Consider the following 26,266-nt stretch of genomic DNA (forward strand, 5'->3'; position numbering starts at 1 on the left):
TGTCGATGTGTGCAAAGGTTCTGCATAGGGGAGAATGCTTGGTATTGCGCAGATTTTAGGCATTCATCTATAAGCTGTATGTCTGGTTGGGTTAGGACAATAACAGTTATGCCTGAATTCACACCTCACCCACATGAGCATGGACGTCGACGTTCTGACGATATGCTGTCGCGTCTTTTGCGTGGTATGCATATCGTCTCGTCCGATCAGCGCAGGAAATCCGGACGTCAGGAGCAAGTCATGGCGAATGCCCTGCCTGAAGATGCCATGCGGGTTATGCGTGAGCAAGCAATCAATCTGTCTGCTTTGGTGAAGCGTCGCATTTACACCGATCTACCAGGTGTCCCATCCGGTGTGAGCCTGGGATGGGCTCAATTGCCGAAATCGGGTGGCCAGTCCTTCTCAATCGGTGTATTCATGGATCGCGGTCGTTTCACGCAAATCGCGCTCGCGGATGGCAAAGGGCGCGTATTCATGGGCCATGAGCCTGATATGGATACGCATGATATCGAACCGCGTTTCATGTTCGTAGAAGAGTCGGAATTGCATCTTTCTGATGCCAGCCGGCTTGGCAGGAACCGTGGTCGGGGACCGTTCGGGTTGCCGATATTGCCGCAGAAGGCTGCGGATCGCAAATCTGCTCATGCATTGCAAGGCGGTATGGTTGGACGTGACGATACTGGCCGCATGACATGGTTGGCTTCCTGGCTCAAAAGTGATGGCAGATATGCCTTGGAACAGATGCGAACGGCGCTGCCTGAAGAACTGAGACTCAATCTGGAATATCGCGATGCCATGGCGATTGGTTTTCTTGTGGCATATGTGTTGCCGCGTATGAGTGGCATGCTCATTGGATTTGGTTCAGGCAATATTTTCCGTCGATTGAATAGGGAAGCGCCCATTGGCGCGATTCGCCGCAGTGTCGAAGATACCAAGGACGCCAGGGATCATGGGATGCGGGTTTCGGGCTTGGAGGAATACTTTGCCGACCTGATGCAGGAGGCCGGAGCTTTGGGTGAAGCGCGTGGCCTTGAAGCGGTTCATGGCGCTGAGAAATTGCATTTATTCACTTCGAGCTTTTCGGGCAACTATTTCTTTACTTGGGATTCTTCTTTGGATTTCGCTTCGGCATTGACATCCCTTCGTATTGAAGGCAATCTGAATCGGTTTGCTCAAATTAGCGCATTGCTTGAGCATAATGCCAATATCGGCGCATATCCGGTTGAGGATACGGTAACCAAGGCTCAGGCCGCGCAGATCGATTTCATACTTTTGGAGAATCCAGCATTGCTGACTCTGCGCACGCCTGTGGATGGTGATGAGCGTCGACGAGAGGTTGATCTTGCTGATGATCGCATGGCTGTAAACCGCATGGTGGATATGGCACGTGACACGGCCGCACGCATGCATGAAGAGCATCCAGATCCCATGCGACAGTCGGAATCGGGTGTTTCGCAACCTCTGCAGGGCGCTCATCCGGTTGACGCTGCAGGATCTGAATGGGTGTATCGACAGGCGCTTTCACTGTTAATCAGGCAGTTGCGTTTGCCTTATCGATTCGATATGGAGATGCGCTCAAATCTTGTCGGCGGGCAGGTCGCCATGGCGTTTACGACAGCAGGTGCCTCAATGATGCCCATGAGCCGCTACGATGTGGATCGACGCACTTGGATGCCGCTTTCACAGGCAGATCGCGCAGCAATGAGTGCCCAATATAACCTGCGAGTCGGATTGATGATGGCGGCTTTGGCTTTCGGAGCTGATGCCCATGTCAAAAACGTAACCTTGCACATTGATTCCATAGGACTTGAGGAGGCGGTGGCTGAGCAAAATTCAGCCATATCAGCTCTTATGGGAGAAGCCATGCACGCCTTCGAGCGAATGCGAGCGTCCAATGTGCGCGTATCCGGCGCCAAGGGTGATCCCAAGGATGGCGATATCCACGGTGATCCAACCTTGGCCGGAACTCTTGGGAGTGAGGGACGTCCCCATGACAGCGCAGGTTCGGCCAGCCACGCAGGAGGTGAGGAATCAGATCATTCATCTGAGCATGGTGAAGCCTCCGTTGCTTCCGGATCTGCGATGCAGACATCCGAAGCCGGTGATGCCAAGGAATCTGACACAGGCCACTTGGAACAGGGACAGCCTCGCAGCGATGAGGTTGACGCTGCTCAGGCTTCAACGGCATCCCTTGATCAGCGCTTCGAAGATCTTATGCGTGATGTGGATTTTGACTCCATGACATTCGAATTGCCTGAGGACGAATCTTTGGCATCTGAGGATGATGCGGATGGCAATGCCAATGCCGCCGCAAACAGTGATTCTTCAGAGGGTCTTGCGCAGGATGGCAATAACCCTTTGGATGTGCTTCAGCGCAATCCAACGGTAAGGCATATGGTTTCAGTCACTTTCTCACGCGAGCAATTCCTGACAAGATTGCATGAGGATGGCTTGCGGCATCCTGAGGAGACCTATCGCAAGTTCTCGGCGAATATGAGATTGGATGCCGATGGCGGTTTTCAGGCTATTGAAGATCATGATGTGGATGTGCATGCCGTGCAGTTCGCACCTGTTGGCGCCCAAGAACAGCCCGAACTTGCCGATGCACAGTTTTCTCCGGGGCTGACTCGAATTTTCGGAGCTGAGGATGCGATCGGGCTCTCCATTCAGCGAGAGGATTTGCTGCATCGCGCGGTCAGCGATTTCCATCGATTGGCTGCTGACGCTCAGTTGCCTTCTGTGGCGAAGGCTCAGCAGGCCATGGCCATAGTGCAGCGCATCGCTGATCCGGAGCTTGGCGCATTGTCTTCACAGATCAGCAAGGCGCTAATCGATGGTGAGGACACACCGGATCTGTCCTTCAGTGTTGCCAAGGATTTGGACGCCATGAGGATAAAGGCCCGTGACATGCTTTTCTCGGGACAACCAGAGCAAGCCATAGCAATGGCGCAGGAACATGTGGAAAGGCTGGACGCACTCTTTGCCGAAAATGGCGGTGTTCCTCGTTATTTCAACTCATATGCTGAACGCGTGGTTTACAATCACTTGTTTGCCACGCCGGGCGAGCATACAGTGCTTATTCCCGACAATCTGTTCTATGCGCATATGGAATTGGCCGATGTTCTGGCTCAATTACGAGGTCCCCAGGAGGCGTTGCCACACTTGAACGCGATGGTCTCATATGCTCCTGCATATCCGTTGTCGCATATGAGACTCGCTATGCAATTGGCGCGTAATGAGGATTGGGATTCAGCTCGTGCGGCATGCCTGAATGCACTGCGCGTGGCTTTGGATCGCGATGATGCAGCCTTCGCTTACTACCGATTTGCATATGCCGAATGGATGCGCGACGAATTCGACGTTGCCGCGGCGGCATATATGATGAGCGAACACATCGCTCCCGGACAAATCGCCGCTCTTCAGACGGAACTGCGAGAATTAAGCGCTCGCGCTGATTCTCAGTGCATTAGCATTCCGAGAGATGTCGAAGAGGCGCAATCGGTGTTGATTGAACATGATTTGCCTGTCTGGCCTCATACTCAGGTCGCGCATATCGTGCGTGATGCGGCGCGTGCAAGCGTTGACAATGGCATGTTCGTCTTGGCGCGAACCTTATCGGTGGCTTCGGCGCGTATGAGTGCTGACGACAATGATGGTATCGATATGGCGCAGGTTCAGTTCCTACGTTCCTTGGGAGCGTAATAACGCAGAAATACAAGGCAAAGGTCGGAAGAAGTGGTAATACTAGCCACTGCTTCCGGCTGTTTCTTCTTGCCATTTCTCCTCTACAATCAGTAGTTGAAATGGCATTTGTGGCGAATAACAGGGGTTGAATATGGCTCATGACGTGCGAAAGAGTAGGCAAGTGGAACCGAAATCGTCAAGCAATGACCAAGGTGAGCAGTTGGCTTGGGATTTCGCCCAAGAGGAGGGGCAAGCGCCGAAATCCTCGGATGAAGTTTTGGATAGCAGTGCATGGGTCGCTTCACTACAACCCACAGATGAGGATGCTCTGAAGCTGTCTCGTGTTGAGGTAGCTCAGCTCAGTGTCGAAGTCGCCGCTCGGTTGTGGGCGAAAGTGGCGGCTTGGGTGGAGGCTGACCAAATTGCATATTACATAGACGATGCCCCGGTGAGCTCTGATGCCGCCTATGATGCGCGTATGCGATGCTTGCAGGCACTGGAATCGGCATTCCCGTCATTGGATAATCCGCAATCCCCGACGCACCGGGTTGGCGGCTCGTTTTCCAATGACTTCGCGTCCGTACGCCACCCTTCACGCATGATGAGCTTGGACGATGTGTTCTCCATTGAGGAATTGCATGCGTGGTACAACAGCGTGCGTCGCGATCTGGATTGGCCTGAAAGCAAGCCTCTGCCCATGACCTGCGAAGTGAAAATAGACGGTTTGGCCCTGAACCTCATATATCGCAATGGCGTACTCGAACAGGGGCTGACTCGCGGCGATGGCGTTACGGGAGAAGACATAACCCTCAATGTGCGCACAATCAAGTCCATTCCCGGTCAGCTGCAGGGGGATGCTGATGACATTCCTGAATTCGTGGAAATCCGCGGCGAAGTATTCATGAGATGGGATGATTTCCGTGCATTGAATGAGCGGACCGAAGAAGCAAGGCGGACACCCTTCGCCAATCCCCGTAATGCCGCAGCGGGTTCGTTACGTCAAAAGGATCCCAGCATCACGGCGACAAGGCGTTTGAGTTTCTATGCCCATGGTCTGGGAAGTCTTCGCTGGGGAGCGTCAAATGATCGGCATGCACGACCAGAAGTGGTCGATCAATCCCAGGCATACGAGCTATACAAGCAGTGGGGTATTCCAGTATCCCCTCACAATCATGAAGTCACATCCTTCTCTCAAATAGAAGAGATTATCGAGCACAATGGTGAACATCGCAATGAAATCGAGCATGCTTTGGACGGCATTGTGGTCAAGGTCGACGATCTGGCTCTGCAGCGCAGACTGGGAGCGACTTCGCGTGCGCCAAGGTGGGCTATCGCCTACAAGTATCCGCCGGAAGAAGTCAATACCGAATTGCTGGATATCACCGTGCAAGTCGGGCGTACGGGCCGAGTCACTCCGGTGGCCGTGCTGAAGCCCGTGTATGTGGCCGGGTCGACCGTTGCTCGCACGACCTTGCATAATCCTTTTGAGGTGAAGCGCAAGGGAATTCTCATTGGGGACACTGTGGTTGTGCGCAAAGCCGGTGATGTGATCCCTGAGCTGGTCGGCCCTGTATTGGAGCGACGTAAAGGTCGGGAGGAGAGTCTTCACGCCTTCGTCATGCCGGAATTCTGCCCTTCATGTGGAACTCGTCTGGCCCCCGCAAAAGAAGGCGATAAGGATATTCGCTGCCCAAATATCGAGGGTTGTCCGGCTCAGTTGACCGAACGTATCATCAATCTGGCATCACGCAAGGCCTTTGACATCGAACATCTCGGTGATCAAAGTGCCATAGCATTGACGAATCCCGAAGACAATAGGCCTGATACAACGGCCACATATGCGCCGCATATTCATGAAATCACCGTTGAGCCCGGGCAGGAACCTGAACCATATGAGCCTGATGCTTCGTTGACTCTGCCGGAAACACAACAACCGGTGCTTTCCAATGAAGCAGGCATATTCGCGCTTGATGCGCAAAGGCTGCGCAATGTGCTGGTATGGCGAGAGGCTCCGATTATTGAGATCAAGAAGGTGCGCGGATCCAATGGCAAATTACGTAAGACACGACGCAGCCTTGGAGGGTCCGGCCTGTGGCATCAGGTTCCGGCTTTCTGGACTGCGCCGATAAAGGCCGCAAAAGACAAACCCAAAGAAGCTGTCACCCAAAGTTCGACTGCTTCGAAGGAGTCCAGTTCTTCGCAAGAGCTTCAGGAGAAAGGTGAGAATGCCGCCAACCGATATCCCGGTTTCGCAGTGCCTGAGGATGCGGTTGTGGTGGATGAAGCTGTGCGCAAGGTCGGTGGAGAAGAGATTCGTCAGCCGATATATGTCAGGCCTGCTGAGAATACGCGAAAAATGCTCGAGGAAATCGATAAGGCACGACGCGCAGATCTATGGAAAGTGTTGGTTGCTTTGTCAATTCGACGTCTGGGGCCACCCACTGCCCGAATCATCGCATCGCGCTTGGGGTCCTTGGATGCCATAGCCAATGCCAGCGTTGAAGAACTGTCTCAATTGGACGGCATCGGGCCTGAAATCGCACAATGCGTCGTGGATTGGTTTTCGGCGGCCAAGCAGCCGGGTGACTGGCGGGGAGAAGTGCTGCGCTCCTGGAAAGAGGCAGGTGTGGGCGGCAATGTTGAAGTCAATGACGCTCCGCAAACTCTTGAGGGCATGACCGTGGTGGTGACCGGGTCTTTGGGGGATTTCAGCAGGGACTCGGCAAAAGAGGCAATAATCACCCATGGCGGCAAGGCTTCGGGTTCGGTGAGCAAGAAAACGACCTATGTGGTGATCGGAGCCAATGCCGGTTCCAAGGCAGCCAAAGCCGAGGAATTAGGCATACCAATGCTTGATGAACGGCAATTCCATACGCTTTTGGAAACGGGTTCGCCCGATGAACCGGAAGCTATTGTGCAATAAATACCGTCAACGCACACCAGTGGTATTGCACTTTGCCATATGAGGTAACGGAGACTTAGTGCAATACCACATTGTGTGGAATGTCGGCTGGTTCACTGCACATGTTGCTGAATGCACAACCATACAAATGACCAGCGGTCTGGTCATGCAATCGCTCTGTCGGGCACATCGGTTAGAGAGGTGCCGTACGTGGCTACTGAGCTGATTGCATAGGCTGCGGTTGCTTCATCAGCTGGCGTGCCAAATTGGCGAAAGAAGCGGCCAGAGGGGAGTCGCTGAGCGCGCCATCGGCATCGAGCACCGCTGGACGACCAGCCTCGCCGACTTCACGGATTTCAGGCTGTAGAGGAAGTTGCACGAGCAGAGGGATTTCAGTGCCAAGGGCATGGGTGAGCTGTTCGCTGACGCGTTGACCTCCTCCATGGCCGAATATTTCCAATCGCTCGCCACGATGATCGAAGTAGCTCATATTCTCTACCACGCCTCGCACGGTCGTAGGCACTTGCAGCGCAACCAAGCCGGATCGAACGGCGACGTCTGAGGCACTGGGTTGGGGAGTGGTAATAATAACCATTTCAGCGTTCGGCAGGGTTTGGGCGACGGAAATAGCCATATCGCCAGTGCCAGGAGCCAAATCGAGCAGGAGCACATCGGGATTGTCCCACCACACATCCGAGAGGAACTGCTCCAAGGATCGTTGCAGACGCGGTCCGCGCCATAAGATCGCTCGGTCGGCTCCTGCGAACATGCCGATGGAAATGAGTTTCACGCCCCAAGCGGTAACTGGCATGAGCATACCGTTGAGATTGGTCGGCTGAGTGTGAACACCGAATAGTTTGGGCAGTGAAAAACCGTAGATATCCGCGTCGATCGCTGCGGTTTTGTATCCCAAGGCGGCAAAAGTCGCCGCAAGATTGGCTGTAACCGAGGATTTGCCGACTCCGCCCTTGCCTGATGCAATCGCGAATATTCTTGTCTTGGATCCTGGTTTGGTAAATGGGTTGTGCTTACGCTCCGCCTTGAGTCCTTCAACCAGATTGGTGAGCTTGTCTTTGCTCATGGACGAGACTTCGATATGCGGGATGAGCGTGGCATCCGGATACGAGGATACGGCGCCATTGATTTGGTTGGTTATGGTTTGTGAAAGTGGACATCCCTCAACCGTGAGTTCGACATGAACGGTTACGTCATAGGATTGCGACGCATCCTTGGTTTCGATGGCATCCGCATTGATGGCCACTATCATGCCGAGATCCGTGACAGAACGTCCTAATTCCGGGTCAATGACTTTGCTTAAACGCTCATATATCGCCGCTTCGATTTGGCGGGCTTCGCTCATCGTTCCTCCTTGTGATTCGATACCACACTAGCGTGAGGTTGGAAGGCGTGCCAGAGTGTGCATAGAACCTTCTCAAGAATCGTCAAAAAGCGTGCATGCGAGGTTGATAGTTGCCCAAGTCTCACATGTCATGTACAGTGTGCACGAGTTGGATAAGCCGATATGCCAGGCGAATCCGGATGGAAGGAATCGAGCATTGATTAACCGATAAGCGACGAGTGCAGCAAGGGGATCCCTGGCAAGCGTGCGTACAGAAGCGCACTGCCGCGCATCGTTGCATCGGAAAAGCTCTCATTTAACGCGTTCATCATTCGCTTTCGGGCCAACATATGTTCCTTTGCAGGTCTTTGAAACGAATCGGGCATCGGTATTCCATATAAGCTTTCGGTGACAATTTCACCAACCTGAGCAGCATGTTGCGATACTTGTGCCCACCAATGATCGATGCGCGCATCAAATCCATGTTTGAATACCTAAGAGCTTGTTCTGTTGCCTTGTCAAATGCTGTGCTCTGACATTCGTAAGTCGACGATTGACGCGGATGTGTTTCGCGAACGTCTTATTAGTAGGCGGTGCACAGGATAAATAAGGAGTTTGATATGTCTCAACCAAGTGTCGTTTCGATGAGTGCAATATCATACACGCCACCACAGGCTCATGATCCGTTATTTTCCGGAGTTTCCGTCACCTTTGCAAAAGGATGGACCGCCGTTGCCGGAGACAATGGGATAGGCAAAAGCACCTTGATGCGCTTGCTCAGCGGCCAGTTACAGCCGGACTCCGGAATGATATCTCCCGCTCCCAAGTCGATGGTGATCGCCTACTGTCCCCAGGAAACCGATATCGTTCCGCCGCAATTGGAATCTTTGATGAATGATTGGTCAGCCTTTGCCATCGAGGTGAGGCAGCTTATGGATATTGACGAGGAATGGCTGTACCGATACGGGGAGCTTTCCGGAGGCGAAGCCAAGCGTGTGCAGCTTGCATGTGCAATAAGTGCTCAGCCGGATGTTTTGATATTGGATGAGCCCACCAATCATGTGGATGCAGAGACGAAACGTCATATTGTCGAAGCGTTGCAACGATATCAGGGCATTGGCATTGTGGTATCGCATGATGTTGATCTCATTGAAGCATTGTGCACACGCACTGTGATGTTCGAACGTAGGCATATCAGCGGGCGCAATATCACGGTTGTCGAGTTGTATCGCGGAGCATATGAGCAGGCTGTTGCACAGCGTGATGCGAATGATGCCAGTCGGTCATCGGCGTTGGCTGCAGCCCGCAATGAGGTGGCGCGATTGCAATCGGTGCGCGCAGACCGCATGCAAGCCATAGGCAAAGTGGAAGCGGCCAAGTGCAGATCAGGTAGCATCGATCCGAAGGACCATGATGCCCGAAATGCGCATAAAGCCGCCAAAAGCACCAGCTTGGATAAGGGTGTGCAACAACGATACACGCAATTGGAAGGCCGCTTGAAGGCCGCGCAATCTTCGGCAGAAGCATTGTCGGAAGCGGCAAAACGCTATGATGCTCGCATGGAATTCGATGGGGATGCCGTTGGACATGGACGGGTGCTTAGTTTGGATCGGCGGACAGTGGATAATGCGATGACTGCGCATGGGATTGATAATTATGTGGTCGATATGGGCATGGAAGGGGTGCTTGGGCACGGCGTGCAGGGTGGTCCCGTCGGCAGAGAGGATATGGAAATCCAAGTATTCGTTGGAGATCATATCGGCATAAGCGGTGTGAATGGCGCTGGAAAGAGCACATTGGTTCAGGCCATGGTGCATGTGTTGCCCAAGGATGAGACATGCCTATACATCGAGCAAAACACTGATCAACAAGTATTGCAGGATGCGATAGATCGGTTGCATGCATTGGATGAACAGCAACGTTCTCGGGTGCTCAGTGCATATGCAAGATTGAATGCGGATCCGGACAGGCTGCTTGCCGGAGCCAGTCCATCACCAGGAGAGCTGCGAAAATTGTTGCTCTGCCTCGGACTTGTGGGCAATCCCAGACTCATCATTATGGACGAACCGACCAATCATATGGATATTCAGTCCAAGGAATCCTTGGCTCAGGCGTTGGCCGATTATCCGGGCGCAGTTGTGGTGATAAGCCATGATGACTGGTTTTTGAATAAGGTCGCAGATAAGAGGTGGATTTTGCGTCGGAGCGAATGACCCGTCTGATGGCAATGTTCAATTCGTCGGATGCGACGGATTTGATGCATTTGGCGACTTGTACAACAAGGCATTCTACGCTCAGAGCAATAAATGAATTCAGTCAATGACCACAGTCAGTGACTGGTGTATAGTGAAAGAGTCGAAAGGAATGATTATGGGCAAACGTCAGGAAGCAGCAAAACTCACGCGCCAGAACATCGTGCGCGCTGCGGAACGTTTGCATGAGAGTCGAGGACTGAGCAATGTTTCAGTAGATGAAATCGTCGCAGAAGCAGGCGTCAGCAAAGGAACGTTCTATGTGTATTTCAAGCGCAAAGAAGATGTTGCTTTTGATATCGCATTCCGACGCTTCGGTGATCTCAAAGATTCCGTCGAACATCTATCCGGCAGTGCCTTTGACAATATCGAGACATTTTTGGATGTTTCCTCTCAGTACATCCAAGAGCAGGGTGTCTCAATATGCAAAGAGTGGATGAAGGGGGCGGTTTCGGCTGCTGACAGCAACGGAATGTTGAAACTGCAGTTTGACGAGCAAGTCATCCGAGAGCAATTGGAGAGAGCAGTGCAATCCGGAGAATTAGCGCCGAATATGTCTGTGGATTTTGCGTGTGATTCCATTCTCGCTGAGTATTACGGCTATGTGACCCTATGGGCAATGACCGAGGGTTCATTCGATTTGCATGACAGAGTGAAGCGCCTTGCGCACAATCTTCGCAATACGGTCTGGAAAACCAAGGCGTAGCGTACGCGGATTCATTGCATACAACAGAGCTTTGAACTTCAATACAACACATTCAGAACGAAAGGCAATCATGGAAACAGTAACGTTGAATAATGGCGTGACCATGCCGATATTGGGACTTGGGGTGTTCCAGGTGCCGGATCCGCAAGTGTGTGAACAAGCGGTGCTTGACGCTTTCAATGCTGGTTACCGACTCATCGACACTGCTGAAGCGTATGGCAATGAAGAATCCGTGGGCTCGGCATTTGCCAAGAGTGGCTTGAAACGCGATGAGGTATTTATCACCTCAAAGATCTGGGTATCCAACTTCGGATATGAACGAACCAAGGCTGCTTTCGAGCGTTCTTTGAAACGTTTCGGCATGGATTACTTGGATCTGGTATTGCTGCATCAATCGTTATCTGATTACTACGGGTCGTGGCGTGCGCTAACTGATCTGTACAAGGAAGGGAAGATTCGCGCCATCGGCGTATCGAATTTCTATCCAGAACGATTGGCTGATTTGTGCATGAACGCAGAAATCAAGCCAATGGTGAATCAAATTGAAAACCATCCATATTTCCAACGAGGCACTGATCTTGAGGTTGCTCAGCATTTTGGCGTGCAAGTTGAGGCTTGGGGGCCATTTGCCGAAGGAGGCCGTGGCATTTGGCAGGAGCCAATACTCACGGAAATCGCAGTGGCCCATGGCAAGAGTATGGCGCAGGTGATTTTGCGATGGAATATTCAACGCGGTGTTGTGGTGATTCCAAAATCGACCCATCGCGAACGCATAGAAGAAAATATCGATGTTTTTGATTTCCAACTCACCGACGATGAGAAGGCTCGTATTGCCACGCTGGACACCGGTCACAGCACCATAATCGATCACCACGATTGGCATGTCGCCGAGGCGCTAAACCAGCATAGGGTCTGAGTGGCTCATTTGTAACACCAGCAATAGGAATTCTCACAAACACAAACAACAAGGAGCAATGATGGAATCTTTCGAACTCAATGATGGGGTACGAATCCCGAAGATCGGATTTGGCACATACTTGATCCCCAACGACGGATCGACATACAAGGCTGTGCGAAGTGCTTTGGATGCCGGGTATCGTCATATCGATACGGCTGCGGCATATTTCAATGAGGAAGAAGTCGGTCGCGCGGTCGCTGAGAGCGGTATTCCGCGCGAAGACATCTTCATCACTTCTAAGTTGTGGCTGCAGGATTATGGATATGAAGGTGCCAAGAAGGGTATTGCACGCAGCCTTCGTCATTTGGGCACGCATATCGATCTGTATCTGATCCATCAGCCTACGGTGATGTTCCTGGTGCTTGGAAGGCGATGGAGGAGAGCAAGGCAGCGGGGTGATATCCGTTCGATTGGCGTTTCGAATATGACGCCGAAGATTTGGAACAGCTTCGTGCCGCAGTTCGAGACCATTCCTTCGGTGAATCAGGTTGAGTTTAATCCGACATTCCAGCAAAAGGATCTGCGTGCGATCACCGATGAACTCGGCGTTCGTATCGAGGCCTACTTCCCGCTGGGGCATGGCAACAGGGAATTATTGACCAACCCTGCGCTTATGGCGATGGCTGAGAAATACGGCAAGAATGTCGGCCAAATAATCCTGCGCGCCGAAATTCAGGACGGTGCGGTGGTGTTGCCGAAGTCCACCAATCCGCAACATATCGCTGCCAATCTTGACATTTTTGACTTTGCATTGACTGACGAAGAAATGGCAATCGTGCATGCCATGGACACTGGCAAGCCATCCCATGATCCCGATGCCAATGGGGTTGAAGAGATGTTGCGCTCTGCCTTTGTGATCGAAGACTAGTCGCATTCAAAGAACAGTGGGCTGTGCCTCATATTCAAATGAGGCACAGCCCACTGTTTTACTTAACCAACACTAGCTGTGGTCGATGCTCGATGTGCAACGAAGTGCTATGGGCAACCACATATCAGATATGGAAGTACAGCTCGTAATCCAGAGGGGTCGGAGCCAAACGGGCCATTTCCAACTCGCCACGCTTCATGTCAAGCCAAGTCTCAATGAGATCATCGGTGAAGACATCGCCTGCGTTCAGGAAGTCGTGATCCTCTTCCAGAGCGTTCAATGCTTCGTCCAGAGATGCCGGAACCTGCTTGATGCCGGTGTATTCCTCTGGAGGCAGCTCGTAGAGATCCTTGTCGATCGGTGCCGGTGGCTCGATGTGGTTGAGGATACCGTCCAGACCTGCCATAAGCTGTGCGGAGAAGGCGAGGAACGGATTCGAGGATGGATCCGGAGCGCGGAACTCGATGCGCTTTGCCGCAGGGCTGGTTCCAGCAAGAGGAATGCGGATGGCGGCGGAACGGTTACGAGCCGAATACACGAGGTTGACTGGTGCTTCATATCCAGGAACCAAACGATGATATGAATTCATAGAAGGATTGGTGAATGCCAGCACCGAAGAGGAGTGCTTGATCAGGCCGCCGATGTACCAGCGAGCCAGATCGGACAGTCCTGCATATCCGGTCTCATCGTAGAACAGTGGCTTACCATCCTTCCACAAGGACTGGTGGCAGTGCATGCCGGTTCCGTTATCGCCTGCGATTGGCTTAGGCATGAAGGTCGCAGCCTTACCAGCCAAAGCAGCGGTCTCGTGCACCACGTACTTGTACTTCATCAGATCATCGCCGGCGTGCTGCAGTGAGTTGAAGCGATAATTGATTTCCTGCTGTCCGGCGCCACCGACTTCATGATGAGAACGTTCGAGGATCAGGCCGACCTGCTGCAGATTGGCGACCATGTCGTCGCGCAGATCCTGATAATGATCAACCGGTGGAACAGGGAAGTAGCCCTTCTTCACACGGTTCTTGAAAGCGATATTCGGGGTGCCGTCATCTTCGGTGTCGATGCCGGAATTCCAAGGTGCTTCGATGGAATCAACCTCGTAGAAGGAACGACGCATGCTGTTCTCGAAGCGCACCTTGTCGAAGATGAAGAACTCAGCTTCTGGTGCAAATGATGCCGTGTCAGCAATGCCGGTCGCCTGCAAATAGGCCTCGGCCTTGGCGGCAACCTGACGAGGGTCGCGAGAATATGGTTCATCGGTGACAGGGTCAACGATCGAGAAAGCAACATTTAGAGTCTTGTGGCGGCGGAAGGGATCCACATATGCCGTGGTGATATCCGGAACCAGCTTCATATCGGATTCGTTGATGGCTTGGAAACCTTCGATGGACGAGCCGTCAAACGGCATGCCTTCGTCAAATGCGTCCTTGAGGAATTCACTCGCTGGAACGTTGAAGTGCTGCTGCACGCCAATCAGATCGGTAAAACGAACAGAAACATATTCGATACCCTCTTGGTTGATCAGGGCCTCGGCGTCTTCCTTAGTGGTGAGTGCAGTCAATGAAACGCTCCTTTCGAAAAGAACTTACGAGTAACCAGTGTAGGGTGGTGAGTTTCGTTGACTTGCCCATTTGGTTACGAGAATGTTTCGTAATGGTGTATTCAGCGTTATTCGGCGGCATCAATGCCGGTTTGCATCGAAGACCTCATTGTGATGATTCGTATATTTATGTGGTTGATATGGGCTCGTGAAACGAATTTGTTCTTCTCTATGTAATTACAATTGCAGTATTTAGTTATGTTTTGCATTGGTATATATCGAACTCATACCAATGGACGCCGAGTTGCGAGATACCGTATTATCACCATATTGTTCATGGTGATATCACAATCCCTGAGTTAAATAAAATGAACCGCACCTGCAATCATGGACCTGTATTTTTTCAGTCCAGATGGGTGCGGTTCAAAATCCGGGGATTTGAATATTAAGGAACGGAACGATCAGCGTCCGCGCATCGCTCGACGGCTGACCTTCTGCGGACGGTTCGGATCGATTCCCTTGGGGATTCCGTAACCATTCTTTGCCTGCAAGGTGCGCAGACGATCATTCAAGGTTTCCAATTCGGCCTTGGTAAGGAAGAAGCGCTGACGAGGATGAATCCGTGCCATCAATCCATTCTTGTGATTCGTGGGGATATAGCTCTTGCACTTCATAACCGTGCGACGCAGATTCTTCAGTCGAACCTGCTTAGGGCCAGTGCCCACCATAATGCGATACACAGGGATATGCGAGCCTGCGGTTACGCCCTTGATGCTCTGTTCTTGACGATTCATCGCCTTGTTCACGCGAGCATAGTCGCCTTCGCCAAGCAAGTAGATGCCGTTGTAGCCAGTGCCGCGCCAAATCGCGTCCTTGGTTTTCGGATCGATCCATGCAGGCTCCTGCGGGAAATTGAATCCGGCACGGTTGATATTGCTCAGCACGCTCACCGAAGCTCCCGGCTGGCCTTCAATCTTCGCATAACCTACTCGGTCGGCGCGGCGGGTAAGCACGATAGTGAACAGCAACAGACCGAGCATGATCGCGGTGACCATGAACATGATCCAGCTGAGAATCGACCAATTGAATACGATGCCCAGAACAATCATCAAAACTACCGGCAGTGCAAAGGCGCCGGCAAGAAACCAGGGGAGCTGCTTGTCTTCGGCGTAGGTGTAGTTGTAGATCTGAATGATCTGCTTGATGATATTCGGCCTTTTGCCGCGTGCTTCCTTGTCTGCCATCAATTCCTCACTTGCTTGTTTCTGCATGCATACGATGCGAAGTTGCACGCACTGGCTCAACATCCTATCAGGAGAGATGCCCGTAGGGATTGGGACTGCTGTGATCCTTTTGGGCATCGATATCAGGACTCGCTACCAAAAGACCCTATGCAGACATCAATTCCGGTATGAGTTGCCGATGATATGGATGCAAAATGATGTGGGTGCAAGGAAAACAGGTTTCCTTGCACCCACATCACAGAATATGAGGCATTGCTCAATGCCGATGCCGCTTTCGTTGTCTAGTCACAACCAATTGCGAGCCATATTGTGCGGTTATTTCACAACAATTTCTAGATTCTTTATTCTGGCCAATGACCACGCTTTGCATGGCGTGGCTTAGGCAAGCGGAAACGCCGGATCTGGATGGCACGGCTCCAAGCATATGTGGCAGACCGGGATCCTCGAGCCACGGCCTGTTCGCCGTATTTATCGATCAGCTTGCGCTTAAGCTTGCGCCACATGAATACCACATCAATGATGGCTGCGAAGAGATAGCCATACAACGCGATGGTCGATCCGAGCAGAACCGCTGGCATCGATCCAAAGAACAGCATGCAAATGAGCACAACTCCGGCGACTGGGATGAAGAACTCGCCGAGATTGAATCGTGCATCGACGTAATCACGGATGTAAATACGCCAAGGCAGGCGCTCTGCACGTGGCATATGCGCGGTATCACCAGTGCGCATTGCCTCATATTCAGCGTCTTCACGCTTGCGCACGCGTTCACGTGCAGCCTTTGCACTGGCCTTGCGATCTGTCGGCACCAATGGGCGTAGATTCTGCTTTTGTGCGTCCTTGCGCTTTGGGGTCGGACGACCTTTGCTTTGTGAAGCGGGCTGCTCGGGAACCGCATCCTGGGCGGTCTCGGCGGCGTCGCCTTTCTTAAACGGATTCCAAACCATGCTTGAAGACTACGGTGAAGCCTCGACGCTAGATGTTGATTTTTCACCGATTTGAAGTGCATGCCTAATGCTTTGGTCTTGGCAGTTAGCGAGGATGGAAGGAAGCATTGATGACACGAATGGGCATCTCGCAGAGGGCTGCGGGTTGCATAGCGAAGTCGTCTAAGCAAAAGGTGGAACTGGCCCAAGCAAAAGGAGAAAGCGATGGCAGCTGGTCAAGTCGATGAACTGCGCAAACGGGTGAATGACGATTGGGAACGAATCGTGGAGTTACTCAAGCAGAAAATAGCATTGGGTTCCGTGTCTTCAAAGGGCATTGCCGCCGATCATATGAAGCGGTCAGCCCAATTTGTGGCCGATGAGCTGATCAAGGTCGGGGTCGATGCGAAGGTCGTGCAATCCACTAATCCAGACGGAAGCGCCGGAGCTTGGGAAGTCATCGGATCCAAAATCGTAAACGAGCAGGCGCCAACGGTTTTGCTGTACGCCCATCATGATGTGCAGCCGGTTCCGGATGCTTCACAATGGGATACCGATCCATTTGTGGGAACAGAGATCGACGGCAGGCTGTATGGGCGCGGATCGGCGGATGACGGAGGCGGAATCGCCATCCACTCAGGGGCTTTGCAGGCATTGGGCGATGACCTGCCGGTGAATATCAAGGTATTTATCGAGGGCGAGGAAGAAATGGGGTCTCCGAGCTTTATTCCATTTATCGAATCACATCGCGAAGAATTCGACAGTGATGTCATCATCGTGGCTGATTCCGGCAACTGGTCTGCCGACATTCCAAGCCTGACCACCAGTCTGAGAGGGAATACCACTCTTGATGTCACAGTCTCGGTTTTGGGTCACCCTGTTCATTCAGGGCAATTTGGCGGACCGATTCTCGATGCCAATACCTTGGCCGCGATGCTCATCTCGTCCCTGTATGACGAGCATGGCGATGTGATCGTCCCGGGCGTTGCCTCTCAAGAAGTTGTCGGTGGTCTGCAACGTGATTTGGATGAAGCATCCGTGCGCGCCGATGCCGCTGTTGAGCCGACCTACACGATGGCTGGAACCGGGTCATTGGCCGAACGCTTGTGGACGAAGCCAAGCATCACGGTCATTGGCATGGATGTGCATCCTGTTGAAGGCTCCTTCAACGTCATTGCCAATCAGACGCGCATTCGTCTCTCGATGCGCACTGCGCCAGGCCAGAAGCCACAGGAGGCGCAGCAGGCATTGGCCAAGTATCTGGTCGAGAACGCTCCGTTCGGCGCCAAGGTCGAAGTGACCCCACTGGATAACGGTATGGGTTGGGCGATGGATCCGGACGCTGAAGCTACCCAGGATGCTTTGCAGGCCATGAAAGAAGCTTTCGGCGTTGATCCCGTCAATAAGGGAGAGGGCGGTTCCATTCCGTTCATTCCTGAATTGCAGCGCATATTCCCACAGGCACAGGTATTGGTCACCGGACCGGAAGATCCCAAGGCGAATGCTCACAGTCCGAACGAGTCCATTTCCTTATCAGGTTTGCGCAACAATGTCATCGCTGAAGCCTTGCTACTCAGCAAACTCGGAGGTGAGTGAAAGAATGTTGAGAGGCCACTGCCGTCACGCCTGCCAAAGCTTGACGATAGGTGACTTTACACTGTGAGAATTGACACGGGAGCTGCTTGGCGAATGCCTCGCGGCTGAGATGAGGACTACCTCGACCGATTGAACGTGAAACCGGATAATGCCGGCGCACGGATGTCGATTTTTCCCGTGCCTCAGTCCCTGCGCTGCAACCTACAGCGCAACGAGCAGAAAGGCACATATGTCTGCAGTAGATTACCCAAACAAGCACGAAGAACAGTTGCAATGGCGCGTGGTCGATATCGCGGTGGCTTCTGTGATTGGCGTGGCCAGCGCACTGATTTATTGGGTGGTGGCAATCGTCAGCTCCGGCCCTTGGACGATATTGGATGGCGTTATTCCTGGCCTTGCCGGGATCATCAACGGTTTATGGCTGTTTGCAGGACCTCTTGCCGCGGTAATTGTTCGCAAGCCCGGTGTGGCCATTTATGCCGAAGTCGTGGCCGGCGTATTGGAAGCGTTGTTTGGCAACCAATGGGGTGGTGCGGAAACCTTCGCTATCGCACTTGTGCAGGGCTTGGGTGCTGAAGTGGTATTCCTGATCTTGCGGTATAAGCGTTGGAATATGGGTGCAGTGGTCCTGTCAGGTGCCATTTCAGGCCTCGGATGCTGGGCATATTCATTCTTCACGAATCTGCAGAGCATCGATATTCTGGGCTCGTACGGCATCATGTACGCAGTCACCACGATTATTTCAGGAGCCATATTCGCAGGTGTACTGATGTGGTATCTCTACATAGCAATCGCAAAAACCGGAGCTTTGGATGCATTCGAATCAGGTCGTGAGATTCGAGGTGTCTCTGATTGAGAACCGTGGCAATAGCCACAATCTGATAACACTGTGCGAAGCGTGATATGCACGGCTCTTCTAGAAGGGCGTCGCACAAATCGGTGGGCGGAGCGAATATCAAACGTTGCCGCCCACATGTGTATTCATTGGTTTACAGCGTGCAAAGAAGGAGAGGTTGCGGCGTGAGCGCAGAACAAGCCAAGCCACAGCAGGAATCTACGCAGCATGACAATACGCAGCCATTGGGGGCGGCGTCACTACGTTTTGATAATTGGGGATATCGCCATGCGTCACGACGCAATTTTGCGGTTCGAGGGTTGAGCCTGGACATTCCGGCCGGACAGAAGGTATTGATTCTCGGTGCTTCTGGAATCGGCAAGTCCACCATGCTCGAGGGTGCAGCGGGATTGCTGGGGGCGCGAAGGGGATGCGTTCCGAAATATCAGAGGCGCAGCACGAACCATCGCAAACGGGCGGTTCACATGCAGAGAACACCTCATCTGAGGAACTGCATCCGCATCAGACACAGTCAGAAGGGGCCGTCAACCGATAAGCAGGTCAACGTGCAGGCAGTGGTTGACGAAGACGGCGGCGTGAGCGAGGGCAGCGTACTGGTCGATGGCGTTCCTGTTCAGCAAGCGCGGGGCAGGGTCGGTCTTGTTCTGCAGGATCCTGATGCTCAGGTCATATTTCAGCGCCTCGGTGACAATGTGGCTTTCGGTCCGGAAAACCTGAATGTAGAACGGCACGCGATATGGGACCGTGTGTGCACAAGCTTGCAAGCCGTGGGACTTGAGGGATTGCAATTGCATCGCTCGACCACTCATCTCAGTGGCGGACAAACCCAGCGTCTTGCTTTGGCTGGAGCTCTTGCCATGCAACCCGGCGTGCTCTTGCTGGACGAACCGACTGCGAATCTCGACCCGGACGGTGTTGAGCAAATAGTGGATGCGGTCAAAGATGTCGTGGATCGTACGGGTGCGACCATGGTTCTTGTTGAACATCATGCACAGCCATGGGTCGAGATGCTCGACAGGGTTATTGTGCTTGGAGTCGAGACGAATACTGGCGATGCTGGCGAGACCGGTCACGGCGCACAACGGCGAACTGTGATAGTTGCAGACGGCAGTCCTGATGACGTGTTCATGAGGACCGATATCGATTTCGCCAGCTTGGGTATTTGGCTTCCTCGCATTTATATTGACAAGCGGCATGAGAGTGCCGGCAAGTCAATGAGCGATCGACAGCAGACTTCATCGAACGACCAGGCAGCGCAGGTATCCGATGCCGCTGCGTGCGAAGGGGATGTTGCTCACGATGATTCGCCGAAAAACGGTGACACAGACACTCGTCGGGGCGAGATCCTGGTAACCACTCAAAATCTGGCAATCGGACGCAACGGTCAAGCGATAGCTTCTGATATCAACATTGCTCTGGCCGCAGGTGAAGTGACGGCTTTGGTCGGAGCCAATGGCGCAGGCAAATCGACACTGTCGCTGACCTTGGCGGGATTGCTTCCTCCTGTCTCTGGAAGCGTTCAGGCATCCCAAGCTCTTGCCGACGGCTTGGGTGTTGCACCGATATCGTGGAAATCTCGTGCTTTGGCGTCTCGTATATCCTATGTTTTCCAAAATCCAGAACATCAATTCGCCACTGGAAGTGTTTTGGATGAGGTCATGCTCGGTCCGATACGCACGGGTATGAGCCAAGAGGATGCCAAGCGTAGAGCGGAATCATTGCTGACACGCTTCCGTCTGGATCGCTACGCCAAGGCTAATCCGTACACCTTATCCGGAGGAGAAAAGCGTCGATTGACTGTGGCAGCCGCTTTGGCCGCTGCGCCTCGTTTGCTGATATTGGACGAACCGACTTTCGGGCAGGATCGCAATACCTGGATGCAGATGGTGGAACTTATTCGTAGCTTGCGCAATGACGGAGTCGGCATTGTTGTGGTGACTCATGACAGGGAATTGGTGCGCGAACTTCAGGCTCGAGTAATTGAACTGCTGCCTGAACACCAGTCGGGTGTTTGGGACCAACGACTCGATGCCTCGGAGCAAGCACAAGGAGAATCGCCAATGTTGCCCGCGAAGGCAGATCTGCCTGTCGAACGGACGATAGATGAGGATGCTGACGACAGCGAGGATGTCGAACAGGCCTTGCCCTCCACAGCCGATGATGCCTCTGTGCCCGGTATGGAGAGCATTCTGGTCAGTGAAGTCAATCGTCGTGACGAGGAACCAAGGCAGTCAAGTCGTTCTCCGGTCTTGGCTTCCATGAATCCTGCATACCGATTAATAGGCGCTTTTGCGGCTTCGTTGCCTTTGCTGCTCTCATTGGATTGGATGTCCGCCTCCGTGGCTTTGGGATTGGAATTCCTGCTATTGATGGCCATGGGATTGATGCCTTGGCGTGTGATTGCGTCGACATGGCCCGTGTTCATAGGCGCTCCTGGATCGGCTTTGGCCGTACTGCTCTATGGAAAAAGCGGCGGTGAAATCTGGTGGCAATGGGGCTGGATTCTGATCAGCGAGCGATCGGTGACTCTGGCTCTGGCAACGGCTTTGCGTATTCTTGCAATCGGAATTCCTGCCATAATCACCATAGCCGGTGTTGATGCCACCGATTTGGCTGATTCATTCAGTCAGGTGCTGCATCTGCCGGATCGATTCGTGTATGGCGGTTTGGCAGGTATGCGACTTTTCTCCGTGCTGCAGGATGATTGGGCTGCCCTCACCGCTTCGAGAAGGTCTCGCGGTCTTGGCGAGGACGGGAAAATTCGTTCATTCTTCCCGCAGGCATTTGCGCTATTGGTACTCTCCATACGGCGTTCAACAACGCTTGCAGTGGCCATGGAAGCTCGTGGTTTTGGTGGTTCGGGGCCGAGAAGCCATGCGCGAATCAGCGAAGTGAGACTGCGAGATCGGATATTCGTCGTTGGATGCCTATGCGTGCCCGTTATTGCATTGTGCGTGGCAGGAGCGACCGGTCACTTCGCCTTCTTCGGTGGATGATTGATGTAAGCAGGATGAGCTTTTCCAACGGGCAAGTCGGCGGCAAACCTCACCGATGAATCTTGTAAGGGCTGGTCATGCTGGATATGACACGTCTCAGTACTGAGGCGCGATTCCGACCGTATCCAATACTCGGCTGATATGAGCACATGATCGGACGCATAACAGCTGGTGACGTTGTATGAACGGTGTCGCCAGCTGTTATGCAAGGGGAAAAGATTCAGGATCCGATACACTTCCTTGGCGAGGAAGTCCGCAGCCCATGAACCGTTGTCAACTTCATGAAGCCATGTCATCCTGTCTTTTCATGGTGATTCTTCGGGAGAGCATCAAGCTTCGACCGTCTTGCGCGCCGCAGAAAACGTCAACCCGAGTGCAGCCGTTGCTGCAGCAAGAATGTATCCGATCCTGCGCAAGCCAAGCTGCTGTCGCGTGCGTGACCGAGCGATAGGCGGCAGCATGTGTTCGGATTGGTCTGCTGAGTGGAGCTTGTTGTTGGTGTTCATGATTATTCCTTCAAAGGTGTAGTTGGAGGTGCTGGGAATCTGTTTGGTCGGTGATTCCTTATATCTGCGCACTGGTATCGATGCGCTGTGCGGCAGAAATTAAGGAATCCGCCTTGCAATAAGGAATTAGCCCGCTTCTGTGATAAGAGGGGACATCAGACGTGATGTTCAGCGTTCTTTGATGATGATCTATCCTGCTGCTTGGTGCGACGAAGAGGAGCCAATTCAAAGACTTCATCAGAAGCCTGTGCGACCTGGGGGCTGTGAGTGACGATTATGACGCAGCGGTTCTGAGTATGAGCCAAATCGCGGAAAATGCCCATGATGTCATCTTGGGTTGCCAGATCCAGGTTTCCGGTGGGCTCGTCGGCGACGATAATCTGCGGATCATAGCTCAAGGCTCGCGCTATGGCCACACGTTGCTGTTCACCACCGGAAAGATGCAGAATGCGCTCATTGGCATAATCTTCTGGAAGATGGACCTCCTTGAGCAATCGCAACGCCACATCTTTTTTGGATTCGTTGAGTTTTTTGCCCGATGCCTCCAAAGACAGAATGATGTTCTCTGAAACGGTGAGAGCGGGGAGCAGATTGAAGCTCTGGAAGATGACGCCAATATCATGGCTGCGGTAGCGGTAGCGATCCTGTTTGGACAGAGGGGATCCCTGATACAATACCTCGCCCTCAGTGGGATTGGTGAGTCCCGAAATCAACGAAAGCATGGTGGTCTTACCTGCTCCGGAAGGACCGGTGATCGCGGTGACCGAACCGGTGTGGAATGTACGACTGATATTGCGCAGTACTTTCTTTCCGCCCTTTGAATAGGCGTATCCCACATTGCGCAGTTCCAGGATGGCTTCAGATGTGTCAGTGGAAGCATCGAGCTGCGTGCGCTCATCTTCCTGGGCGTTATCGTGGAGATTGTTTTCCTTGGTGGTTCCTGTGGTGGTGGATTGCTTTGCCATGATGTGTGCTCCTTAAGGGCGAGGCTGATGAAGTTTCTCGGATGGGAGGGGTTTAACAACGAGGATGTGATGTTGTTTGAGAGGGTGGCGGGCGCGGGGTAGGCGCCCACCACCGTGGAAATCAGGATCGATCGGCGAGGATCTGCAGCGGTTCGTATCGCATGACGAAGATCACTGCGGCGAGCGAGGAGAACAGCGTGAGTGCGATGCCGATAAGCACGAGCTGTCCGACCACCGAGAGGTTCACCGTGGCATTGACTTCGGAGAGGTAATTCGTTGCCTGACCGAATGGTGAATTGCCGGGAGCCGATGGGGTCTGTGCCGCGGTGCTGGAGGAATCATTCGAAGTGCTCTGCGAGCTCTCGCTGGAAGACGAGCTTGAATCAGAGGAGGAGCTATCCGAATCGCTTGACGTATCAGATGATGTCTGAGCGCCCGGTCCACCCTGCATCTCTCGCCCGAACTGTGCCTGCTGGCTGGATTGTTCGCTTTCCTGGGCTGCAACCTGGCTTGCGAGCAATTGGTTGGAAACAGGCACTGATGTCGCTGCACCTGCTGCCACGCCAATGGCCAAGCCGATAAGCGTGACCATGAACAATTCGAATACGAATTGTGCCGCCACGGTAACTTTTTTCACGCCCATGGCCGTCAGAACGCCGACTTCATATTTGCGTTCGCGGACATTGAAGACATTGATGGCGATCAGCACTATGGCACCGACGCCCAGCACAATCAGCAGCAGGGTGAGTGCGAACTGGGAGAGGTTGTTCAACGGAACCAAGCTGGATTCGTATTCATCAACATCAGCTGAGGAAACGGTGTAATCGTCGGACAAACCGGCTGCCTTGACATCGGTGACGAAGGTTTCGTATGCATCCTTGTTGGCGAATACGTAGGTGAAGCTGAGCTGAGCCGCCGAATCGCTATCGGAATCGCTATCCAATCCCAAGGATTTCAACGTGGAGACGGAGGTGTAGATGGCATTGTCCGGATCGGAAGCGGACGAGCCCATGGGGCCACCCTGCGAGCTGGAATCCGTGGTGTTCTCGTATATGCCAACCACGGTCAAGGTGTAGGTAGTGGAGGAATCGGATGCATCGGCAACGGTAATCGTGGACCCGACAGAGAGATTGTTGAAGTCAGCGAGTGCCTTGGAAATAATCACCTGTCCGTTCGAAGATTCCTCATAACCGAATACAGAGCCATCCACCATGGTGAATGAACCGTTGCTTGCATTGGCCACTGCGGTATCTGAACTGAAACTAGTGAGCTGGAAATCGCCGGACATCTGCTGCATTCTGCCGCCACCGCCTCCTTGCGGAGCATCTTGACCGTCTTCGGCGTTGATTTCGGAGCTCGAGGAATCCGAGGAGGACTGGGAGGAGGATGTCGAATCCTCGACAGGCTGGAACGAATCCGTGGCGGCAAGGGAAGTGGTTTCGGAGTAGTAGGTGCTCTGCACGCTTGACGATGCTTCGGCATACTTTTCGTAGTCAGACAAGCTGAGTTCCTTGTCGCTCAACGCTTCGCGCATGCTATCGAAATCAGGAGTGCCGGAATCAGAGGATTCGCTTCGAGAATCGCTGATCAATTTGCTTCGATCCACGCTAATCTGTGCAGTGACGGTGGTATTGCTCAGTCCAGTATCTCGTGCGGTTTGAGCTGCCTGCCTGATTGACAGGCCTATTGTTGCCGCCGCTGCGATTATGGCGACAATGATGACGATGAGGACGTTACGCCCCTTATTGCGGGTGACGCTTCGCCATGCGTTATTCCATGCGAACATGTTGGTCCTTTGACAATGAGGTGCCGCACCCTGTGTTTGAAGCGCAGCGTGGATTTGCCGGATGGACTCATTGAACCTTGCGTATTTGGCAGTGCGCTGGAGTAAGTCTGCGTTACAACTGTCAGAATCTGAAAAGCTTCCTGAATGTTGTCATTTGCTGACTATGCGATATGGAAGGCAGGAGGAGCCTTGCAAATACGAACAAGAATAAGCCGATTGCATACCGCCTGTAATGTGCAGGGCGTACAGTTGAGACATATGACAGGTTTGACAAATGCTATCGAAAACCCCAAGGCGGAGCGAATACGAAGAGCGGCCGACCTTAATTCACGACGTGGCCGTGATAAGTCTGGAAAATTCCTTATTGAAGGCCCTCAGTCTGTGCGCGAGGCAGTGGCGTACCGTCCTGAGGTTATACAGGACATCTATGTTCAGGTGGCTTCCACGGATGGTGGCGACCCGCTCAAGGCGATGACACCGACATCGAGGCGCATAGTGGAATCCGCTCTGGAATATGAGGGGGAGATCTATGTGCATCCGGTGACCGCCGAGGTTATGCAACGGTTGAGCAAGGATGCTCAGGGCATTGCGGCTGTGGCTGGGATCGGAGCTATGCGGGAGGCTTTCGAACCCACACAGGAGCTGCATAATGTGGCTGCTTTTTGGCAGGTTCGCGATCCCGGAAATGCAGGTGCGGTAATCAGGGCAGCCGATGCTGCCGGCTGTGATGCGGTTATTTTTGTGGATGAATGCGTGGAGGTTTTCAACACCAAGGTTATCCGCTCCACAGCGGGTTCCTTATTCCATCTGCCTGTTTTGCATATGGGCACAGAAGAGTTTTTCGCTTGGGCGCAGCAGCACAGCATAAGCGTTATGGCAGCTGATGTCTATGGCACAGCGGACCGGAAACCACGGCTATTGCCTGATGTGCTGACCGACGAACGATATCTGAACCAGTCCAAGGCCGTGCTTTTCGGGAATGAAGCCCGTGGTTTGGAAGAGGATGTGTTGCGCAGGGCGGATCGTATCGTGTCCATACCCATATATGGCAAGGCTGAATCCTTGAACCTTGCCACCAGTGCGGCAGTCATGTTGATTAGTATGGCCATGTCGAGTCATATTGGAAGAATCTGAGTCGGTAA

The 26,266-nt window shown here is 53.0% G+C and carries 17 protein-coding genes and 1 riboswitch; of the genes, 10 read left to right on the plus strand and 7 right to left on the minus strand.

The window, feature by feature from the left end; translation table 11 throughout:
• The first annotated feature begins 162 nt into the window (after positions 1 to 162).
• Both BITS_RS04320 and ligA read left to right on the plus strand, forming a co-directional pair.
• Entirely contained in the window at positions 163 to 3,702 is a 3,540-nt protein-coding gene (locus BITS_RS04320; RefSeq protein ID WP_420795455.1) for a tetratricopeptide repeat protein, read from the plus strand.
• Between the two features lie 133 nt (positions 3,703 to 3,835).
• Positions 3,836 to 6,607: an NAD-dependent DNA ligase LigA gene (ligA, locus tag BITS_RS04325; RefSeq protein WP_044259493.1), complete on the plus strand. Its 2,772-nt coding sequence runs from the start codon at positions 3,836 to 3,838 to the stop codon at positions 6,605 to 6,607.
• 193 nt (positions 6,608 to 6,800) lie between these two features.
• Here the strand turns inward: ligA and BITS_RS04330 are convergent, their stop codons facing one another.
• Positions 6,801 to 7,946 carry an Mrp/NBP35 family ATP-binding protein gene (locus BITS_RS04330; protein WP_026641958.1) on the minus strand — a complete coding sequence of 382 codons (1,146 nt, stop codon included), beginning with the start codon at positions 7,944 to 7,946 and terminating at the stop codon, positions 6,801 to 6,803.
• A gap of 599 nt (positions 7,947 to 8,545) precedes the next feature.
• Between BITS_RS04330 and BITS_RS04335 the strand changes: the two genes are divergently transcribed.
• The 4 genes from BITS_RS04335 (at position 8,546) to BITS_RS04350 (ending at position 12,709) form a co-directional block, all read left to right on the plus strand.
• Positions 8,546 to 10,138, plus strand: a complete 1,593-nt coding sequence (locus tag BITS_RS04335) for an ATP-binding cassette domain-containing protein (protein WP_026641957.1) — start codon at positions 8,546 to 8,548, stop codon at positions 10,136 to 10,138.
• Positions 10,139 to 10,295: 157 nt separating this feature from the next.
• A complete protein-coding gene (locus tag BITS_RS04340; RefSeq protein ID WP_026641956.1) occupies positions 10,296 to 10,883 on the plus strand; it encodes a TetR/AcrR family transcriptional regulator in 588 nt (195 codons plus the stop codon).
• A gap of 70 nt (positions 10,884 to 10,953) precedes the next feature.
• Complete coding sequence (locus tag BITS_RS04345) at positions 10,954 to 11,799, plus strand: aldo/keto reductase (RefSeq protein ID WP_026641955.1); 846 nt, start codon at positions 10,954 to 10,956, stop codon at positions 11,797 to 11,799.
• A gap of 58 nt (positions 11,800 to 11,857) precedes the next feature.
• Complete coding sequence (locus BITS_RS04350; RefSeq protein WP_081890979.1) at positions 11,858 to 12,709, plus strand: aldo/keto reductase; 852 nt, start codon at positions 11,858 to 11,860, stop codon at positions 12,707 to 12,709.
• Between the two features lie 124 nt (positions 12,710 to 12,833).
• Here BITS_RS04350 and glnA read toward each other — a convergent pair whose 3' ends face one another.
• From glnA to BITS_RS04365, 3 genes are all read right to left on the minus strand, one after another.
• Positions 12,834 to 14,270 (minus strand): type I glutamate--ammonia ligase, encoded by a 1,437-nt coding sequence (glnA, locus tag BITS_RS04355; protein WP_026641953.1) that lies wholly within the window; start codon positions 14,268 to 14,270, stop codon positions 12,834 to 12,836.
• Between the two features lie 440 nt (positions 14,271 to 14,710).
• A complete protein-coding gene (locus tag BITS_RS04360) occupies positions 14,711 to 15,493 on the minus strand; it encodes a DUF4191 domain-containing protein (protein WP_026641952.1) in 783 nt (260 codons plus the stop codon).
• Between the two features lie 341 nt (positions 15,494 to 15,834).
• Entirely contained in the window at positions 15,835 to 16,440 is a 606-nt protein-coding gene (locus BITS_RS04365) for a DUF3043 domain-containing protein (RefSeq protein WP_026641951.1), read from the minus strand.
• Between the two features lie 204 nt (positions 16,441 to 16,644).
• Between BITS_RS04365 and BITS_RS04370 the strand changes: the two genes are divergently transcribed.
• The 3 genes from BITS_RS04370 to BITS_RS04380 all read left to right on the plus strand — a co-directional run bounded on the left by BITS_RS04370 (position 16,645) and on the right by BITS_RS04380 (position 21,867).
• Entirely contained in the window at positions 16,645 to 18,015 is a 1,371-nt protein-coding gene (locus BITS_RS04370; RefSeq protein ID WP_026641950.1) for a dipeptidase, read from the plus strand.
• Positions 18,016 to 18,080: 65 nt separating this feature from the next.
• Positions 18,081 to 18,196, plus strand: a riboswitch (TPP riboswitch).
• A gap of 48 nt (positions 18,197 to 18,244) precedes the next feature.
• Positions 18,245 to 18,871 carry an ECF transporter S component gene (locus BITS_RS04375; protein ID WP_026641949.1) on the plus strand — a complete coding sequence of 209 codons (627 nt, stop codon included), beginning with the start codon at positions 18,245 to 18,247 and terminating at the stop codon, positions 18,869 to 18,871.
• 224 nt (positions 18,872 to 19,095) lie between these two features.
• The gene (locus tag BITS_RS04380) at positions 19,096 to 21,867 is read left to right on the plus strand and encodes an ATP-binding cassette domain-containing protein (protein ID WP_044259525.1); all 2,772 of its coding nucleotides are present in this window, start codon (positions 19,096 to 19,098) and stop codon (positions 21,865 to 21,867) included.
• Positions 21,868 to 22,196: 329 nt separating this feature from the next.
• Here BITS_RS04380 and BITS_RS09090 read toward each other — a convergent pair whose 3' ends face one another.
• The 3 genes from BITS_RS09090 to BITS_RS04390 form a co-directional block, all read right to left on the minus strand.
• Positions 22,197 to 22,373 (minus strand): hypothetical protein, encoded by a 177-nt coding sequence (locus BITS_RS09090; protein WP_155804627.1) that lies wholly within the window; start codon positions 22,371 to 22,373, stop codon positions 22,197 to 22,199.
• Positions 22,374 to 22,528: 155 nt separating this feature from the next.
• Positions 22,529 to 23,338 (minus strand): ABC transporter ATP-binding protein, encoded by an 810-nt coding sequence (locus BITS_RS04385; protein WP_081693507.1) that lies wholly within the window; start codon positions 23,336 to 23,338, stop codon positions 22,529 to 22,531.
• Between the two features lie 121 nt (positions 23,339 to 23,459).
• Positions 23,460 to 25,124 carry an ABC transporter permease gene (locus tag BITS_RS04390; protein WP_034533727.1) on the minus strand — a complete coding sequence of 555 codons (1,665 nt, stop codon included), beginning with the start codon at positions 25,122 to 25,124 and terminating at the stop codon, positions 23,460 to 23,462.
• Positions 25,125 to 25,382: 258 nt separating this feature from the next.
• On the opposite strand from BITS_RS04390, the gene BITS_RS04395 reads away from it, so the two are divergent.
• On the plus strand, positions 25,383 to 26,258 hold the full coding sequence (locus BITS_RS04395) for a TrmH family RNA methyltransferase (protein WP_026641946.1): 876 nt from the start codon (positions 25,383 to 25,385) through the stop codon (positions 26,256 to 26,258).
• Positions 26,259 to 26,266: the final 8 nt, after the last annotated feature.

Source organism: Bifidobacterium tsurumiense (assembly GCF_000741765.1).
Classification (GTDB): domain Bacteria; phylum Actinomycetota; class Actinomycetes; order Actinomycetales; family Bifidobacteriaceae; genus Bifidobacterium; species Bifidobacterium tsurumiense.

What these genes read in the sequence shown, in the direction of transcription:
- BITS_RS04335 (WP_026641957.1), top strand. Translation starts at nt 8,546, where the DNA reads ATGTCTCAACCAAGTGTCGTTTCGATGAGTGCAATATCATACACGCCA.
- BITS_RS04350 (WP_081890979.1), top strand. Translation starts at nt 11,858, where the DNA reads ATGATGGAATCTTTCGAACTCAATGATGGGGTACGAATCCCGAAGATC.
- ligA (WP_044259493.1), top strand. Translation starts at nt 3,836, where the DNA reads ATGGCTCATGACGTGCGAAAGAGTAGGCAAGTGGAACCGAAATCGTCA.
- BITS_RS04360 (WP_026641952.1), bottom strand. Translation starts at nt 15,493, where the DNA reads ATGGCAGACAAGGAAGCACGCGGCAAAAGGCCGAATATCATCAAGCAG.
- BITS_RS04345 (WP_026641955.1), top strand. Translation starts at nt 10,954, where the DNA reads ATGGAAACAGTAACGTTGAATAATGGCGTGACCATGCCGATATTGGGA.
- BITS_RS04320 (WP_420795455.1), top strand. Translation starts at nt 163, where the DNA reads ATGCTGTCGCGTCTTTTGCGTGGTATGCATATCGTCTCGTCCGATCAG.
- BITS_RS09090 (WP_155804627.1), bottom strand. Translation starts at nt 22,373, where the DNA reads ATGAACACCAACAACAAGCTCCACTCAGCAGACCAATCCGAACACATG.
- BITS_RS04390 (WP_034533727.1), bottom strand. Translation starts at nt 25,124, where the DNA reads ATGTTCGCATGGAATAACGCATGGCGAAGCGTCACCCGCAATAAGGGG.
- BITS_RS04395 (WP_026641946.1), top strand. Translation starts at nt 25,383, where the DNA reads ATGACAGGTTTGACAAATGCTATCGAAAACCCCAAGGCGGAGCGAATA.
- BITS_RS04330 (WP_026641958.1), bottom strand. Translation starts at nt 7,946, where the DNA reads ATGAGCGAAGCCCGCCAAATCGAAGCGGCGATATATGAGCGTTTAAGC.
- BITS_RS04370 (WP_026641950.1), top strand. Translation starts at nt 16,645, where the DNA reads ATGGCAGCTGGTCAAGTCGATGAACTGCGCAAACGGGTGAATGACGAT.
- BITS_RS04385 (WP_081693507.1), bottom strand. Translation starts at nt 23,338, where the DNA reads ATGGCAAAGCAATCCACCACCACAGGAACCACCAAGGAAAACAATCTC.
- BITS_RS04365 (WP_026641951.1), bottom strand. Translation starts at nt 16,440, where the DNA reads ATGGTTTGGAATCCGTTTAAGAAAGGCGACGCCGCCGAGACCGCCCAG.
- BITS_RS04375 (WP_026641949.1), top strand. Translation starts at nt 18,245, where the DNA reads ATGTCTGCAGTAGATTACCCAAACAAGCACGAAGAACAGTTGCAATGG.
- BITS_RS04340 (WP_026641956.1), top strand. Translation starts at nt 10,296, where the DNA reads ATGGGCAAACGTCAGGAAGCAGCAAAACTCACGCGCCAGAACATCGTG.